This is a genomic window from Dyella sp. 05T440 (assembly GCF_056395965.1).
On the sequence record NZ_JBFTKN010000007.1, the window covers coordinates 214,290 to 230,266 of the forward strand.

Sequence of the window (15,977 nt, forward strand, 5' to 3'; positions counted from 1 at the left end):
TGGCCGCAACCGGGGTATACCCACTTATGCCATCCCAGCCGACCGCCAGCATGAGAGCCGCCGACGCCGCACGAAGCGCACGCTTCGAGGCGCAGGTGGTCCCGTATCTGGACGCGGCGTACAACCTCGCCCACTGGCTGGCACGCAATCCCAGCGATGCACAGGATGTCGTGCAGGAAGCGATGCTGCGCGCGCTGCGTTATTTCGACAGCTTCCGTGGTGGCGACGTGCGGGTGTGGCTGCTGGCGATCGTGCGCAACACGTTTTACACGCTGCGCAGCCGCACTCCGCAGGATGCGCTGCACGACGAACTGGACGAGGCGGTGCATCCGCTCATCGACGATGGCCCGTCGCCCGAAACCCTCACCCTGCTTGCCGTGGACGTCGGCGCACTGCAGGCGGCGCTGGAACGGCTGCCGTCGCCCTTGCGCGAAATCCTGGTACTGCGTGAACTGGAAGAATGCTCATACAAGGAAATCGCGACCATCACCGGACAGAAGATCGGCACGGTGATGTCCCGTCTTGCGCGTGCCCGCGATCGCTTGCGGGCCGAACTCACCTGCCGGCCCAAGGAGGTACGCCGTCATGATCTGCGATGACGCCGGGCTGCTACTGCACGCCTATCTCGACGACGAACTGGATGCTGCCAGCAGTGCTGCGATGGCTCGCCACCTGCACGAGTGCAGCGCGTGCAGGTCACGTTACGAGACTTACGCCATCATGCAGAAGGCCTTGTCCGAACCGGCGCTGTACCGTCGCGCGCCGGATGCCTTGCGAGCCCAATGGACGACGCCTGCGGCAGCTGCGGCGCCTCCAAAGGTGACACCGATCACTGTGCGGCGACGCACACCTGTCGCGTTCGCAGCGGCAGCGGGCTTTGCCGCTGCGGTGCTGCTCTCCGTGCCGGCGTGGCTCCATTGGCTGCCCACGCGAGGCGCAGACGACGCCATCGTCGCCCAGGCCATTTCCGGCCATGTGCGCTCATTGCAGGGCGAACATCTGATGGACGTGGTGTCGACCGACCAGCACACGGTCAAGCCATGGTTCGAGGGCAAGCTCGATTTCTCGCCGCGGGTAAAGGATCTGGCCGCCGAAGGCTTTCCGCTGGTGGGTGGCCGCCTGGATGCACTGGAAGGCCATAGCGTGGCCGCGCTGATCTACAAGCGTCACCTGCATGTGATCAACCTGTTCCAGTGGCCCGCCGAAACTCGCCCGACCGCGCAGGCCGCCAGCCAGGAACACGGTTACACGGTAATCCGCTGGACCGGCGACGGCATGCACTACGTGGTCGTCTCGGACGTCAACGAAGGTGATCTGAAACAGTTCGTGCTGGCCTTCCAGAACGAGGCCAACCCGCTGATGGGGCGCTGAGCTCAGTCGCCGGACACGGCCTGCGGCCAGTGTTCCGGCGTGAGCGGCGGCAGGCCGTGCCCCAGCCGCGCCTTGTCGCACTGGGCACTTGGACGGCCGAACTCCCACGACGGTTCCACCTCGCGACACACCGAAGGCCGACGCTCGTAGATGCCGCAATGGGCCGCAGTCCCCACCGTGCCCTGCAAAGCAACGCAGCGCGGCCGCGAGGCCTGGGTGCCGCGCATGACCAGGCGATGCGGGTCGAGTGTCTCGGTGAGTTCTGGCGGCACCACGCCATCCAGCGACGCGTCCGCCTCGGACCAATGGAAGGCCACGCGGAAATAGGCGCAACAGGCACCGCAACTGAGGCAGGGATGCAACATGCAGATCGTTCGAAAGCGCACCCCGAGGCGCGCAGGCGGCCATTCTAAAACGTCAAACGCCCGCATGGCGGGCCTTTGACGTGCTGTTCGCTCAGGGCTCGCCGGCGAAGGTATTGCAGCTGGCGATATCGCCGCTCTGGAACCCGGCGGTAAACCATTTCACGCGCTGCGCCGAGGTACCGTGGGTGAACGAGTCCGGCACCACCCTGCCCTGCGCCTGCTGCTGGAGCGCGTCGTCGCCGATCTTGCTGGCCGCGTTGAGCGCCGATTCGATATCGCCCGGCTGCAGCCACTGCAGGCGCTGCTGGCTGTGGTTGGCCCACACGCCGGCGAAACAGTCGGCCTGCAGCTCCTGGCGCACTGACAAGCCATCGGCGCCTTCCATCCGCGCACCACGGCGACGCGCCTGCTCCACCTGGTCGAACACGCCAAGCAGGTTCTGCACGTGGTGGCCCACCTCGTGCGCAATCACGTAGGCACGGGCGAAGTCGCCGGCAGCTTGGAAGCGGCTTTGCAGTTCCTCGAAAAACGCCACGTCGAGGTAGACCTTCTGGTCGCCGGGACAATAGAACGGCCCCACTGCTGTCGACGCTGCACCGCAAGCGGTACGCACGCCGCCGCTGAACAGATCCAGCTTGGGATCGACATACTGGCGCCCGTGCGCCGTGAAGATATCGCCCCAGGTTTTCTCGGTGGAACCGAGAACCCTTTCAATGAATTCCTTGGTCTGGGGATCGACATCGGTCGACTGCCCGCTCGGCGCAGCGACCTGCTGACCACCGCTGTCGACCTGGCTCAACAGCGCAGTCGGATCCTTGAAAAACACCAGCCCCAGGATGGCCAGGACGACGATGCCGCCAATGCCCAGTCCGCGACCGCCGCCGAAACGGGGACCGCCACCACCACCGCCGCTGTCGACCTCGACGTTCTGACTCCGCTCGCCCTTCTGCCAATCCATAGGAAGGCCCTCGCTCATCCAACGATGGCAAGACGATAACCCCTCGCGCCCCCTCCCGCCATTGGCACGCGATGGCTACAGTGGGCGACCTTTCCCTGAGTACCCGCCATGATCCAGCACCTGCCCGCCATCGTCGTCCTGCTGACGGTCCTGCTCCAGTTCGGCACGGTCTGGGCCACCGGACATGCCCGCGAGAAATATGGCGTCAAGGCGCCGGCCATCGACGGGCATCCGGCGTTCGAGCGCGCCTGGCGGGTGCAGATGAACACGCTGGAATCGACCGTGATCTTCCTGCCTACCCTGTGGCTGGCGGTGCAGTACGGCTATCCGCTGTGGGCTGGCGTGGCGGGCCTGGTCTGGGTGGCCGGCCGCGTTTGGTACGCGGTGGCTTATCTGCAGGATGCGGCGAAGCGTGGGCCGGGTTTTATGGTGTCTTCGATGGCGTGGGGCGTGACGCTGATATTGGCTGTTATTGGTTTGGGGCGTGCGCTCTTGATCGGTTGAGGCGAAAGGCGTCGCGCACAGGGTGCGCTCCCACAGGGCAAGGTTGTTGTGGGAGCGCACCCTGTGCGCGACGCTCTCTCATTCGATCGGATTCACCTTCAGCCGCTCGATGCGTGCGCCGTCCATCGCCACCACTTCGAAACGCAGGCCTTCGCTGGTGAAGGCATCGCCTGCGCTGGGCAGTCGGCCCAGCTGCTGTAGCACGTAACCCGCCAGGGTAGAAAAACTATCGTCGCCGGTCAGCTTGAAACCGAGCAGGTGTTCGACGCGGCGCAGGTCGAGGCTGGCGTCGAGCAGCCAGGCTCCGTCGGTCTCCTGCACGGCGGCGGGATCACCGCTCTCATCGTCGGGAAACTCGCCCGCGATCACTTCGAGCACGTCGGTGGGCGTGACCAGTCCGAGCACGCTGCCGTATTCGTCCACCACCAGCGCCACTTGCAGCGGTGAGCGGCGGAACTCTTCGATCAGGCGCAGCACGCTCAGCGATTCGAGCACGGTGAGCGGCTTGCGCACCACCTGATCCACGTCGATATGGCCGTGTTCGAGCAGGCTCGCCAGCAGGTCGCGCGATGATGCCACGCCCACCAACTGGTCGAGATCATCGCCTGCCACCGGCAGCCATGCATGACTGGATGCAGTGACTTCCGCGCGCAACTGCTCGACGTTTTCGCGCGGGTCGATCCAGTTGATTTCCGGCCGCGGCGTCATGATGGAACGCACCGGCCGATGCGCCAGATCCAGCACACCCTGCACCATCGCCAGCTCGTCCTTGCCGAACATGGCGACGTTGCCTTCGGGTTTCGCCGCGGTGGCTTTGGGCGCGACATCTTCGTCGTCGCCGCCGGCGCCCAGCAGGTTCAGCACCGCCAGCGCGGTGCGATCGCGCAACGTGCGTGCGCTGCCCAGCAGGCTGCGCTGGCGATTGCGGCGCATGGTCTGGTTGAACGCCTCGATCAGGATCGAGAAGCCGATCGCCGCATACAAATAGCCCTTCGGTATATGAAAACCGAAGGCCTCCGCGACCAGGCTGAAACCGATCATCAGCAGGAACGACAGGCACAGGATCACCACGGTCGGCCGCGCATTGACGAAGTTGGTGAGCGGCTTGCTGGCGCTGATCATCAGGATCATCGCGACCACCACGGCAATCATCATCACCGAGAGATGATCGACCATGCCTACCGCGGTGATCACCGAGTCGATCGAGAACACCGCATCGAGTGCAACGATCTGGGCGACTACCAGCCAGAAACGCGCCGGTGCGCGCTTGGCCGCATCGTCATGGTCGGCCGCCTCCAGGCGTTCGTGCAGCTCCACGGTCGCCTTGAACAACAGGAAGGCGCCGCCCAGCAACAGGATGATGTCTCGCCACGAGAACGATACGGCGCCCAGCGTGAGGACGGGCGTGGTGAGCTTCACCAGCCATGACATCGCGCCCAGCAGCGCCAGTCGCATGACCAGGGCCAGCAAGAGGCCGAGCACGCGGGCCTTGTCGCGTTCTTTCGCCTGCAGCTTGTCGGCGAGAATCGCGATGAAGACGAGATTGTCGATGCCAAGCACGATCTCCAGCACCACGAGGGTGAGCAGACCTGCCCAGACAGTCGGGTCGGACAGCCAGTCAAATGCAAACATGGGCTGGCGCCTGAGCGCCGATTTCCTCCTTGGATCGTCCCGTCACTATACAAGGCGATCCCGTGAACGCGATGACAGCCAGCGGGCCGAGCGCGGCACACCTGCGCGGACCGTGCCAAAGGACAGGATTGGCACGCGCAGCAGCAGGGTCTAGCGTGATCGTGTCCGTCGGCAGGGGTGAAACCTGCCGACGCAACCACTCTGCGCGCGTGCGCTCTGGATCGACTCGATGGACGCGAACCGCCTGACTGATCTGCCCGTTTCGCCATCCCCATCGACCTCGCGCGCGCCCAGTCCCGGACAAGCCATCGCCCTGATCGTGCTGTATTTCGTGCTCCAGCTTGCCGTGGGTAGCGCGATCACGCTGATCGCCGGCATCGTCGGCGCGTTGCGCGGCGGCGGCGGGCTCGGTGCGATCATTCCCATGGGTCGTCACTGGCTGGGCCAGTCGGATATGACAGCGGCAGCCGTGATCGCGACGCTGCTGATTTCCGCCTCGGTGATCGTGCACTTCGCGCGGCGCTGGTGGCCTGAGCGATGGACCGAGGGTGCGCCGCCAGGACTGGGCTTCACGTCTACTCCACATATCGCCTTCTACGTGGCGGCACTCGCCGCGGGCGTGATGATGCCCATCGTCGGCGGCATGCTCACGCAATGGCTGGCGCAGGGACACGAGGTGAGCCAGGACATCAAGCAACTGGGAGCCAATACCTCGATGGCCTTGCGCCTGCCGCTGGCCGTGCTGGTGATCAGCCTGGGTCCGCTGGTGGAGGAACTATTGTTCCGCGGCGTGCTGCTGTCGGCCGTGGCGCGCTACACCGGCAATGGCATGGCCATCGTGCTGTCGGCCTTGCTGTTTGCCTGTGTGCATCTGCCGGATCTTTCGTTTCTCTGGTACGCCCTGCCCAACCTGGCCCTGCTCGGCCTCATCCTTGGCTGGTTGCGCGTGCAGTCGGGGTCGATCTGGCCGGCCGTGGTCGCCCATGGCATGAACAACCTGCTCGCCGTGGTGTCGTGGTTCGTGATGAGCCACTGAGCTTGACGCTTGGATCAGGCAGCAATCAGCGAGTGCGCTCGCAGCAGTCGCGCGGTCTCGTAAATCGGCATGCCCATGACACCCGAATGGCTGCCATCCAGGTGTTCGATCAGCTTGGCGCCATGCCCCTGGATGCCATAGGCACCGGCTTTGCCGAATGGTTCGCCGGTGGCGATGTAAGCGGCAATGGTCGCGTTGTCCAACGGCGGCATGCTCACGCGCGAAAGACTGGTATCGGACCATTCGCCTGAACGCGTGACCAGCCATACGGTGGAGATCACTTCGTGCACGCGGCCCGAGAGGCGACGTAGCATGCTGGCGGCATCCTCCGCATCGTCGGGCTTGCCGAACACTTCGTCATCGAGCACGACCTCGGTATCTGCACCGAGCACGGCGGCGCCGGTCTCTTCCAGTGCAGCGAGTCCGGCGCGGGCTTTCTCGCGTGCCACGCGGCTTACGTAGTCGCGCGGCGTTTCACCCAGCAAGCGCTGCTCGGGTACATCGACATCGACAATGCGGAAGTTCACGCCGATCTGTTCGAGCAGCTGACGACGGCGCGGCGATTGGGAGGCGAGATAGAGCATGTGCAACAACCCCGGGGGAGGCAGGAACCCCTAAGGTCTCATATCGCCGCTGTCGAGGAAACGCTGGTGCCACGACAGCGCCTCCTGCAACAGATGCGGTGTGTGCTTGCCGCGGCTGTCATGCAGCGCGCGATCGACATAGTCCTGCAACATCGGGCGATAGTGAGGATGCGCGCAGCGCTCGATCACCACCTTGGCGCGCTGGCGCGGCGAAAGGCCGCGCAAATCGGCCAGGCCCTGCTCCGTCACGATCACCGACACATCATGCTCGGTGTGATCGACATGGCTCACCATCGGCACGATGCACGACACTGCGCCGTTCTTGGCGGTACTGGGCGTGAGGAAGCACGACAAAAAGCCGTTGCGCGCAAAGTCGCCCGATCCGCCGATGCCGTTGATGATGCTGGTGCCGGCGACGTGGGTGGAATTGATATTGCCGTAGATATCCGCTTCCACCATGCCGTTCATCGCGATGCATCCCAGGCGGCGCACCAGTTCCGGATGATTGGAGATCTCCTGCGTGCGCAGAATGATGCGCTGACGGAAGAAATCGATCTTGGCCAGAAAGCGCTCGATGCCCGCCGGACTCAACGAGAACGAAGTGGCCGAGGCCACCGACAACACATCGTTCTCGAGCAGATCGAGCATGCCGTCCTGGATCACTTCGGTGAATGCGCTCAGTCCGCTGAAGCCGCCCTCTTGCAGCCCCGCGAGCACGGCGTTGGCGATATTGCCCACACCGGATTGCAGTGGCAGCAGCTGCGGATGCAGCCGTGCCTTGGCGATTTCGTGACGGAAGAAATCGATCAGGTGTCCCGCGATCTGACGCGAGCAATCATCCAGCGGCGCGAACGCGCTATTGCGGTCGGGAGCGTTGGTCTCGACCACCGCGATGACTTTGCTTGGATCCAGCCGCAGATATTTTTCGCCAATGCGATCGTCCGGCCTCAGCAGCGGAATCGGCTTGCGGTGCGGCGGCAGCGCCGTGCCGTAGTAGATGTCGTGCATGCCGTCCATTTCGAGCGGCTGCCAGTGATTGACCTCGACGATCACCTTGTCGGCCAGATCGAGCCAGGTCTTGTTGTTGCCCACCGACGAGGAGGCCAGCAAGCTGCCATCGGGCATGATCGCGGTGGCTTCGATCACGGCCAGATCGAGCTTGCCGAAGAAGCCGAACCACGCGTATTGCGCGACGTGACTGAGATGGATGTCCAGGTAATCCATCTCGCCGCGATTGATGCGTGCGCGCAGCTCCGGATCGGACTGATACGGCAGGCGCAGATCGATGCCGTCGGCACGCGCCAGCGCACCATCGAGTTCGGGTGCCGTGGATGCGCCAGTCAACACGCGCACGCGGAACGGTTCGCCATGCTCGTGCGTCGCCACCATGCGCGCGGCGAGCGCCTGAGGCACCGCTTTGGGATAGCCCGCACCGGTAAAACCGCTCATGCCGATCGTCATGCCGTGATCGACCCGTTCAGCGGCCTTGGCGGCCGTCATGACCTTGGCGGCCAATCCTGCATGGCGGATGCGCTTGTCCACGTTGAGTTCTCCTGCGCGGCAACCGCCCGATACTACTGCGCGGTAACGTCAAACTCTCGACAAGCTAGACGATGGTCGATGCATCAGAAGCGGATGAAATACTCGCGGAATTGTTCGTCCCGCTGCCATCCCAAGGACTCGTACAAATGCTGTGCAGGCGTGTTGGCATGCGCCGTGGCGAGCGTCATGCCGGCCGCGCCAATGGCGCGCGCGAAGTCCATCGCCTCGTGCATCAGTGCCGCAGCCACCCCGCGTCGACGTGCGTTCGGTGCGACAAAAAGATCGTTCAGCAGATAGCTGCGTGACGTGCGCACCGACGAGTACATCGGATACAGCTGAACAAATCCCGCGCCTTCGCCATCGGCGTCCAGGGCGAAGATCACCACTGAGTCATGCTGCTGGAATCGCTCGCGCAGAAAGTGCGTGGCCCGTTCGAGATCCGTCGCCTGCCCGTAGAACACGCGATACGCATCGAACAGCGGCGCCACAAGGTCGAGGTCGTGGATGGTGGCCTGGCGTACCGTGATGGACATGCGCAACTCCCGCGAACCGTGTCGTTGCAACCAGTATGCGAGGCGACTCGGGGCGCGCCTATGACCACTTGCCGCGGAAAACGCGGCAGCCTGGTCGACGGCGCCCTGCTTTACGCGCGGTGGTAAGGATGGCCGGCCAGCAAAGTGGTAGCGCGATAGAGCTGCTCGGCCAGCACCAGACGCACCAGCATATGCGGCAGCGTGAGCGGCCCGAGCGACCACGACTGGTCAGCACGCGCCAGCACCTCGGGCGCGTGACCATCCGGCCCGCCAATCAGAAACGCGAGATCGCGACCGGACATGCGCCACTTGGCGAGCTGCGCCGCGAGATCCTCGCTGGACCAGGTCTTGCCGCGCCCGTCGAGCGCGACCACGTGGATGTCGCGCGGCAACGCGGCCAGGATCGCCGCGCCTTCGTCCTGGATCGCGCGCGCGTCATCGCGACCCTTGCCGCGGATGCCGGGCTTGAGTTCGATCAATTCCAGCGGGAGCTCGTGCGAGAGACGCTTGCGGTATTCGGCAAAGCCTTCGGCGACCCAGGCGGGCATGCGTTCGCCGACGGCGATCAGACGGGCGCGCATGATTGACGATCCAAAAAACGGGAAAATAAGCGGCAGGCCGCGCGCGTTGAACGGCGCACGGCGCTCGCCGCCGCTGGGCGGGCCCTTAGCCCGCGTTGGCGACTTCGGTGTCCATGTCGCGGTCACCCACCGTCCACAGCCGTTCCAGGCCGTAGAACTCGCGGATGCGCGGCAGCATGACGTGGACGATCACGTCACCCAGGTCCACCAGTACCCATTCGGCTTCGCGCTCGCCTTCCACGCCAAGCGGCATCACGCCCGCCTGTTTGGCGAACTTGACGACTTCGTCGGCGATGGATTTCACATGGCGCGCGGACGTGCCGGAGGCGATGACCAGCAGATCGGCGATGGAGGTCTTGCCGCGGACATCGATTTCACGAATGTCCTTGGCCTTCAGTTCGTCCAGCGCGTTGATGACTTGCTGACGAACGACCGCCGTGGTGGCGGATTTGGTGCTGCGCTTGGCAGTCTGACTCAAGTGCGTTTGCCTCGATGCGGGATCGACGCGCGGGATCGCGCAATACCAGTATACCGGACCACCTTGAAGCGCATGTCAAACAGAAAAAACCAGCCGCCAGGGCACCCGGCAGCCTCGGTCCTTCGCCCGACGGGGCCAAACGGCTCAAATTACGGCCATTTTGCGCTTCTGACCGTCCCCGGCGGGACACTGAAAAAGCCTGCCTCGACACCCAACTGAGGTAGCTCGTGCATCCGCAAGCGGGCGAGCCCTGGCAGACACAGGCAAAAAAAGAGGCCCTCTCCGTGGAGAGAGCCTCGTCATTTTTCAGCGCGACGGTATCAGTGGCCGGCGGTGGACGCAGCGGCAGGCGCGGCGCTCTTCTTGGTGTTGTGCTGCTTCTTGTGATGCTGGCTGCTGGCATCGCTCTTCATCGAGTCGCTGCTCATCGAATCGCTCTTCATCGCGTCGCTCTTCATCGAATCGCTGCTGGACTTCATGGCGTCCGAGCTGGACTTCATCGCGTCCTTGCTGGCGTCCTGGGTCGACTGCGGCGTGGTGCTCTGTGCCATCACGGGGGACATGGCAAGACCGAACACAACGGCGCTCGCGAAGGCGAGTACGGCGTAACGGGAAACTTTCATGGGTAGGTATCTCCAGAAGCGGTGAGGTAACCGTGCGGTTGGGCCGCACTTCCATGGAACAGCCGCCATCGTCCCTCCCGAACGACCACGGCAAACCGGCTGCGAGTACATCCACACCGGCCACGCCGCATCAGCATTCCTGCACGATGCGAACGGTCCATCCCTGGTCCGTCAATCCACAATCAACGGATCGATTGATCCGCGCCCCTTCCGGAGCGGAAGCCTATACCCATGCATGACAAGCGCAGGTGGCGTTCGAACCACCCCATTCAGTTTGAATACGGGCAAATCGGCAGCAATAAATTGCGATTGTTGCGGTGCGTGCGAAGCGCCGCTGCGGCGGCCTGCTTTGCGCCTCGGCGCCTCGTTGCCCAATGCCGGCCTGCCGTCGGAGCCTCCTTGGTCACGCGTCGTGGCAGCCCTGCCGTGTTGCGACGCAACACCTGTTTTGCGGTGACTAGCGGCGGCTTTTGATTCAGCGTGGGCCGCGATTTATTTCAGCGCAGGCTGCAGCAGGCGCCCGCCCATCAGCGCATTGACCAACACCACGATGGCCACCGCCATCGCGTGCGTGAGCAGATCGGTGGCCGCCACCGCGTAGGCATGGCAGATCTCAAGCAAGGCGGCTGAGGCGGCTGCGGACGCCAGGCCGATCATGATGGCCGCCAGCACAGGGCGTAGAGGACAGGCGCGACGCAGCAGCCAGATCAACAACACCGACAGCGGCACCGACAAACTGATGATGAAGATCAGGCAGTCGCTGGCCTCGTTGAAGGCGGCGATATGCGCCGATGGCCCCAGCCAGTCGCGTATGCAGCCCAGCCCGCTGGCGCCCACCCACAGCAACAGGCCGGGCAAGGGCAGCCAGGCCCAACGCGAGGAGCGTCCCGGCACGCCCAGCGTAAACGCTGCCCATGCCGCGCATACCGCCGTGATCACGGCGCCGACGCCCGCGATGGCGATATCCGGCGCGGCCTCGAAGCGGCGCATCATGTGGCTGGCGCCAAAGTGAGCCAACAGCCCTGCCGCGATCACCGCCACCGCGACCAGCCAGCCGAGCGTGCGCACCCACGGGGGCGGCAAGCGCCGCACCGGCGAGAGCTGGTCGCCCAGTGAATGGATCAGTGACTCGGGGAGTCGGGGTTCGGCCATGGTGCTCAGGATTCTCCGTGGAAACGCGACCGCAGCGCCTTGAGCGCGCGATGCAGGTTGACCTTCAGCGCGCCGGTCTGGCGCCCCGTCTCGGCGGATGCCTCCGCCAGCGATCGTTCTTTCAGGCCCAACTGCTCGATCGCCTCGCGCTGACCCGGCGGCAACGAGGCAATCGCATCGTGCAGCCGCTGCGCTTCCTGTTCGCGTTCAGTCGCCGCGGTCGCATCGTCGGTGTCCGGGTGCATGTCGTACGCATGCTCGTCATGTATTTCGCGGCTGCCGCGGCGCCCCTGGCTGCGCAGCGCATCGATCGCACGTCGACCGGCCAGCGCGGAGAGCCAGGCGTCGTACGAACGCGACGGATCATACGTATGGCGCACGCGATGCACGGTGAGCAGGGTTTCCTGCACCACATCGTCGAGCTGATCCACCGCCACGCCCTTGCGACGGGCAGCGACGCGGATCAGCGGCACCGAGGACGCCAGCACCTGTTCATAGGCGCGCCGGTCGCCACCTTGTGCCGCAGCCATCCACGCGGCGCGCTCGCGCTCCTGCGTGTCGCTGATGGGAGCAGCAGCGTCGCTCACGGTTGAATCGATCCTGGCCCAGCGGGAAAGGACGATATCTAGACCTATTGAGTGGGTTGCGGTCAAGGTGGCGGACATAGGTGAGCGTCGCAGGTACTCACTGCCTATTCGATGCGGGCCGGGTCCCGGTTACCTGCCTGCGGCTGTCCGCCCTGCCCGCTGCGTGCGGCAAAGACCTCCTCCACGCCGTCGCCTGGCGGCTTTTGAGAGGCATCCGATAGCCCTCCGTTCCTCCCCGCTGGCCTAATGCGCGCCGAGCCTGTCTCCCCCGCAGGCCGCTCGTTTTCAATCGCAAGGAACGCTCCAATGAAGAAGATCCTCTCGGCGATGGCGCTGGCCGCCTTCATCGCCCCGCTGGCTGCGCAGGCTACCGACGGCAACGGCATCGGCTACACCTATGTGCAGCTCGACTACGTCAACGTGACCGGCTCGGGCCACTACGCCAAGGCCGACGGCGCGGCGCTCAGCGGTTCGTACCAGTTCGCCAACAACTTCCAGGTGTTCGGCAGCTACAGCGATCTGCGCTCGCCCACGTATTCCAGCAGCGACTACGCCTCGGGCTACACCTATGGCTCGACCGACAAGTTCAAGGACCGCCCGTGGTCGCTGGGCATGGGTTATGCCGCTTCCATCGGCTCGCAGGCCGACTGGGTGACCCAAGTGTCCTACATGCATGATCACGTCAGCGACCACTACTGCGACTGGGTCAGCTCGGCCAACTATTCGGATCGCCGCTGCGGCAACGTCAGCACCAACGGCAACCTCTGGGCCATCAACACTGGCGTGATGGGCCGCGTGATGAATAACCTGGTTGCCAATGCCTATATCGGCTACAGCAACGGCGGCCGCTACAGCCACGGCGGCCCGGGCATCCTGGGCAAGGTGTATGCCGACTTCGGCCTGGTCTACAGCTTCAACCCGACCTGGGCGCTGCATGGCGGCGTACGCGTGAACAATGACGGCACCGAGAACATCAGTGTGGGCGCACGCGCCAGCTTCTGATCGTTGCCCGCAAAGCAAGCCACGAGGCCCGGCCATGCGCCGGGCCTTTTTGTTGATGGCGCATGTAACCTGAGACAACTCCCGGACGAATGATCCGGTGACATCCCCTCGGACCTGCCGCGCCATGCTCGTGTTGATCCTCGCCTATCTCGGCGGTGTACTGACCATCCTCAGCCCCTGCATCCTGCCGGTGCTGCCGTTCGTGTTCGCGCGAGCCGACCGGCCTTTCGCGCGCAACGGCCTGCCGATGCTGCTGGGCATGGCGCTGACCTTTGCCCTGGTCGCCACGCTGGCGGCCGTGGGCGGCAGCTGGGCCATCCAGGCCAACCAGTACGGACGCATCATCGCGATGGTGGTGCTGGCGGTGCTCGGCCTGACCCTGCTCTCCACGCGGCTGGCCGAATGGATCAGCCGTCCGTTCGTGGCGCTGGGCAACAAGCTGTCGCAGCACTCGGATGAAAACGATTCGATCTGGTCGGCCGCCGGCCTGGGCATAGCGACCGGCTTGCTATGGGCTCCGTGCGCAGGCCCCATCCTTGGACTCTTGCTGACCGGCGCGGCGCTCAACGGCGCCAGCCTGCAAACCTCGTTGCTGCTGCTCACCTATGCCGCGGGCGCAGCCACTTCGCTGGCCTTGGCGCTGGTGATCGGCGGTCGCGTGTTCTCGCTGATGAAGCGCTCATTGGGCGCTGGCGAATGGGTGCGGCGCGCACTGGGCGTGCTGGTGCTTGCCGGCGTGGCCGTGATTGCCCTTGGCCTGGATACCGGCGTGCTCACGCGCGTGGCGCTGGCCAGCACGGGTGGCATCGAGCAGAAGCTGATCGACGCGGCCCGTCCGGCGCCTGCGCCGCAGCCCGTGGTCAAGCAGGGCGACCCGTTGCCGATCGAAGGCGAACTGCCGTCGCTGGATGGCGCGACCCAATGGTTCAACACCGCGCCGCTCACGGCGCAGTCGCTGCGCGGCAAAGTCGTGCTGGTCGATTTCTGGACGTATTCGTGCATCAACTGCATCCGTGCGCTGCCCTATGTGCATGCATGGGCCGACAAGTACAAAGATCACGGGCTGGTGGTGATCGGCGTGCATGCCCCCGAGTTTGCCTTCGAGAAAGATCCGCAGAACGTCAGCAAGGCGATCAAGGACCTCGGCGTCGATTACCCGGTGGCGCTCGACAACAACTACGCGATCTGGAAAGGCTTCAACAACGAGTATTGGCCGGCGCACTATTTCATCGATCCGCAAGGCCATATTCGCCACCACCACTTTGGCGAAGGCGAGTACGAGCAGAGCGAAGATGTGATCCGCCAGTTGCTGACCGAAGCCGGCCAGAAGAATCTCCCGGGCGGCTATGTGCAGCCGGGCGCCGAGGGCGCGGAAGCAGCAGGTTCGGGTGATGCCATGCGCTCGCCGGAAACCTATGTCGGTTACGCCCGTGCCGAGAACTTCGCGGGCGGCCAGGTGGCGCATGACGATGTGTGGACGTACCACGCACCGAAGACCTTGATGACCAACCAGTGGGCGCTGAACGGGCGCTGGACCGTCCGCGACGAAAGTGCGCGACTGGACAGCGCCAACGGCGGCATTACCTATCGCTTCCGCGGACGCGACCTGCATCTGGTGCTTGGCCCTGGCCATGACGGGAAGCCGGTGCGCTTTCGCGTGACCATCGACGGCAAAACGCCAGGCGCCGACCACGGCATGGATACCGATGCCGACGGCAACGGAACGGTGGGCTCGCAGCGTCTCTATCAATTGGTACGCCAGGCCAATGGCACGGGCGAGCGGACCTTCGAGATCACCTTCCTCGATCCCGGCGTGCAGGCCTACGCCTTTACCTTCGGCTGATTCACGTCACTAACCTCACGGAGGTTGCCATGTCCCGTACCCAGGACATCGTGAAACTGGAACGTCGCCGCTTTCTGCGCGCGGCGCTGACAGGAGGAGCTTTTGCTGCCATTGGAGGCTTTGCGTTACCGACGCTGTTGAAGCGTGGTCCGTTGAGCGGTGCTGCGATGGCTGCAACGCCACCCGCCACCGGCGCCGACATGCTGCTCGTGTGCTTCGCGGACGATGGTCACAAGCTGGGGCCATGTCATGTGCCCAAACTCGTGCTCAACGATGCGCAATGGCATGAGCGTTTAAGCGACGATGCTTATTACGTGATGCGTCGCGCGGGTACCGAGCGTGCCTTCAGCGGTGCGCATGACAAGCCGGCCGTGCCTGGGCTCTATCGTTGCCCGGCGTGCGATACGGCGTTGTTCGATGCGGCGACGCAATTTGACTCGGGGACGGGCTGGCCGAGTTTCTGGCAGCCGATCGCCAAGCAGAATGTGATCGAGATACGCGACTCTTCGTTTGGGTGGGAGCGCATTGCGATCAGTTGCGCGGGTTGCGATAGCCATCTTGGGCATGTGTTTGATGATGGGCCGCGGCCGACGGGGTTGCGCTATTGCATGAATTCGGTGGCGTTGAGGTTTGTGCCTAGGACGTCGTAGCGGTGGACGCCCTTTCTCCCTCTCTCCTTTGGGGAGAGGGTTGGGGCATTGCCACCTTTACGGTGGTGAGGGGCGGGTGCTCGCGGGAACGTTTCTATCTCGTCATCCCGGTGCAGGACAAGATCCAGAGCCTCGGTGATTAACTGTCGCCTCGAGGCCAGCGTGCCGCCTGCGCGGCGGGCGTTTCGAACGGCTGCCGCCGCTCGAGTCACTTTTCTCTTGCTGGCCCAAGAGAAAAGTAACCCAAAGAGAATGGCCTGATAACGCCCGCAGCATTGTGTTGGGATAAGCCTGAACGCTCGAGGTGCGTGGTTGTGGGACAACCTCCGAGGGTACACAGCGGGTACTGCCAAGCGCTGCGCAACGCGCCCGAATCGCTGAGGACTTAAAGCTGGGCCTCGCTGCGCATCGGCTTCGAGCATCGCTCCGTCCTTTGCCGCGCCTGCCGCTTGTCTGTGGGAGCGCACCCTGTGCGCGACAGCCACGCTGCGGTGTACCGCTCCGTAGGTTTGTCGCGCACAGGGTGTGCTCCCACA

General features: G+C 64.4%; 18 protein-coding genes. 7 read left to right on the forward strand and 11 right to left on the reverse strand.

Annotation, left to right across the window (positions count from 1 at the left end; translation table 11 throughout):
• The first annotated feature begins 50 nt into the window (after positions 1 to 50).
• Positions 51 to 599: a sigma-70 family RNA polymerase sigma factor gene (locus tag AC1DE1_RS11840; RefSeq protein WP_441604358.1), complete on the forward strand. Its 549-nt coding sequence runs from the start codon at positions 51 to 53 to the stop codon at positions 597 to 599.
• The gene (locus AC1DE1_RS11845; RefSeq protein ID WP_477177264.1) at positions 586 to 1,371 is read left to right on the forward strand and encodes an anti-sigma factor family protein; all 786 of its coding nucleotides are present in this window, start codon (positions 586 to 588) and stop codon (positions 1,369 to 1,371) included. The genes AC1DE1_RS11840 and AC1DE1_RS11845 overlap by 14 nt, the downstream gene beginning before the upstream one ends.
• A gap of 2 nt (positions 1,372 to 1,373) precedes the next feature.
• On the opposite strand, the gene AC1DE1_RS11850 is transcribed toward AC1DE1_RS11845, so the two are convergent.
• Positions 1,374 to 1,736 carry a YkgJ family cysteine cluster protein gene (locus tag AC1DE1_RS11850; RefSeq protein ID WP_477177265.1) on the reverse strand — a complete coding sequence of 121 codons (363 nt, stop codon included), beginning with the start codon at positions 1,734 to 1,736 and terminating at the stop codon, positions 1,374 to 1,376.
• A 91-nt stretch (positions 1,737 to 1,827) separates the two neighbouring features.
• Positions 1,828 to 2,694, reverse strand: coding sequence for a KPN_02809 family neutral zinc metallopeptidase (ypfJ, locus tag AC1DE1_RS11855; RefSeq protein ID WP_477177266.1), 867 nt, complete (start codon positions 2,692 to 2,694; stop codon positions 1,828 to 1,830).
• A gap of 108 nt (positions 2,695 to 2,802) precedes the next feature.
• On the opposite strand from ypfJ, the gene AC1DE1_RS11860 reads away from it, so the two are divergent.
• The gene (locus AC1DE1_RS11860; RefSeq protein WP_477177267.1) at positions 2,803 to 3,198 is read left to right on the forward strand and encodes an MAPEG family protein; all 396 of its coding nucleotides are present in this window, start codon (positions 2,803 to 2,805) and stop codon (positions 3,196 to 3,198) included.
• Between the two features lie 78 nt (positions 3,199 to 3,276).
• Here the strand turns inward: AC1DE1_RS11860 and AC1DE1_RS11865 are convergent, their stop codons facing one another.
• The gene (locus AC1DE1_RS11865) at positions 3,277 to 4,830 is read right to left on the reverse strand and encodes a hemolysin family protein (protein WP_441604363.1); all 1,554 of its coding nucleotides are present in this window, start codon (positions 4,828 to 4,830) and stop codon (positions 3,277 to 3,279) included.
• Between the two features lie 229 nt (positions 4,831 to 5,059).
• On the opposite strand from AC1DE1_RS11865, the gene AC1DE1_RS11870 reads away from it, so the two are divergent.
• Entirely contained in the window at positions 5,060 to 5,866 is an 807-nt protein-coding gene (locus AC1DE1_RS11870) for a lysostaphin resistance A-like protein (protein WP_477177268.1), read from the forward strand.
• A gap of 14 nt (positions 5,867 to 5,880) precedes the next feature.
• Here AC1DE1_RS11870 and AC1DE1_RS11875 read toward each other — a convergent pair whose 3' ends face one another.
• The 8 genes from AC1DE1_RS11875 to AC1DE1_RS11910 form a co-directional block, all read right to left on the reverse strand.
• Positions 5,881 to 6,450 (reverse strand): Maf family protein, encoded by a 570-nt coding sequence (locus AC1DE1_RS11875; protein ID WP_441604365.1) that lies wholly within the window; start codon positions 6,448 to 6,450, stop codon positions 5,881 to 5,883.
• Between the two features lie 30 nt (positions 6,451 to 6,480).
• A complete protein-coding gene (locus tag AC1DE1_RS11880; protein WP_477179099.1) occupies positions 6,481 to 7,992 on the reverse strand; it encodes an acetyl-CoA hydrolase/transferase family protein in 1,512 nt (503 codons plus the stop codon).
• Between the two features lie 83 nt (positions 7,993 to 8,075).
• Positions 8,076 to 8,525 (reverse strand): N-acetyltransferase family protein, encoded by a 450-nt coding sequence (locus AC1DE1_RS11885; RefSeq protein WP_477177270.1) that lies wholly within the window; start codon positions 8,523 to 8,525, stop codon positions 8,076 to 8,078.
• 110 nt (positions 8,526 to 8,635) lie between these two features.
• Positions 8,636 to 9,106: a 23S rRNA (pseudouridine(1915)-N(3))-methyltransferase RlmH gene (rlmH, locus tag AC1DE1_RS11890; protein ID WP_441604368.1), complete on the reverse strand. Its 471-nt coding sequence runs from the start codon at positions 9,104 to 9,106 to the stop codon at positions 8,636 to 8,638.
• Positions 9,107 to 9,191: 85 nt separating this feature from the next.
• Complete coding sequence (rsfS, locus tag AC1DE1_RS11895) at positions 9,192 to 9,584, reverse strand: ribosome silencing factor (RefSeq protein ID WP_121878472.1); 393 nt, start codon at positions 9,582 to 9,584, stop codon at positions 9,192 to 9,194.
• A gap of 320 nt (positions 9,585 to 9,904) precedes the next feature.
• Entirely contained in the window at positions 9,905 to 10,207 is a 303-nt protein-coding gene (locus AC1DE1_RS11900) for a hypothetical protein (protein ID WP_441604369.1), read from the reverse strand.
• 492 nt (positions 10,208 to 10,699) lie between these two features.
• A complete protein-coding gene (locus AC1DE1_RS11905; protein WP_441604370.1) occupies positions 10,700 to 11,359 on the reverse strand; it encodes an NrsF family protein in 660 nt (219 codons plus the stop codon).
• Between the two features lie 5 nt (positions 11,360 to 11,364).
• Positions 11,365 to 11,889 carry a sigma-70 family RNA polymerase sigma factor gene (locus AC1DE1_RS11910; RefSeq protein ID WP_477177273.1) on the reverse strand — a complete coding sequence of 175 codons (525 nt, stop codon included), beginning with the start codon at positions 11,887 to 11,889 and terminating at the stop codon, positions 11,365 to 11,367.
• A 363-nt stretch (positions 11,890 to 12,252) separates the two neighbouring features.
• On the opposite strand from AC1DE1_RS11910, the gene AC1DE1_RS11915 reads away from it, so the two are divergent.
• The 3 genes from AC1DE1_RS11915 to msrB all read left to right on the forward strand — a co-directional run bounded on the left by AC1DE1_RS11915 (position 12,253) and on the right by msrB (position 15,441).
• Positions 12,253 to 12,948 (forward strand): hypothetical protein, encoded by a 696-nt coding sequence (locus tag AC1DE1_RS11915; protein WP_477177271.1) that lies wholly within the window; start codon positions 12,253 to 12,255, stop codon positions 12,946 to 12,948.
• A 124-nt stretch (positions 12,949 to 13,072) separates the two neighbouring features.
• Positions 13,073 to 14,791 (forward strand): cytochrome c biogenesis protein DipZ, encoded by a 1,719-nt coding sequence (locus AC1DE1_RS11920; protein WP_477177272.1) that lies wholly within the window; start codon positions 13,073 to 13,075, stop codon positions 14,789 to 14,791.
• 29 nt (positions 14,792 to 14,820) lie between these two features.
• A complete protein-coding gene (msrB, locus tag AC1DE1_RS11925; protein WP_441604374.1) occupies positions 14,821 to 15,441 on the forward strand; it encodes a peptide-methionine (R)-S-oxide reductase MsrB in 621 nt (206 codons plus the stop codon).
• The last annotated feature ends 536 nt before the right edge of the window (positions 15,442 to 15,977 follow it).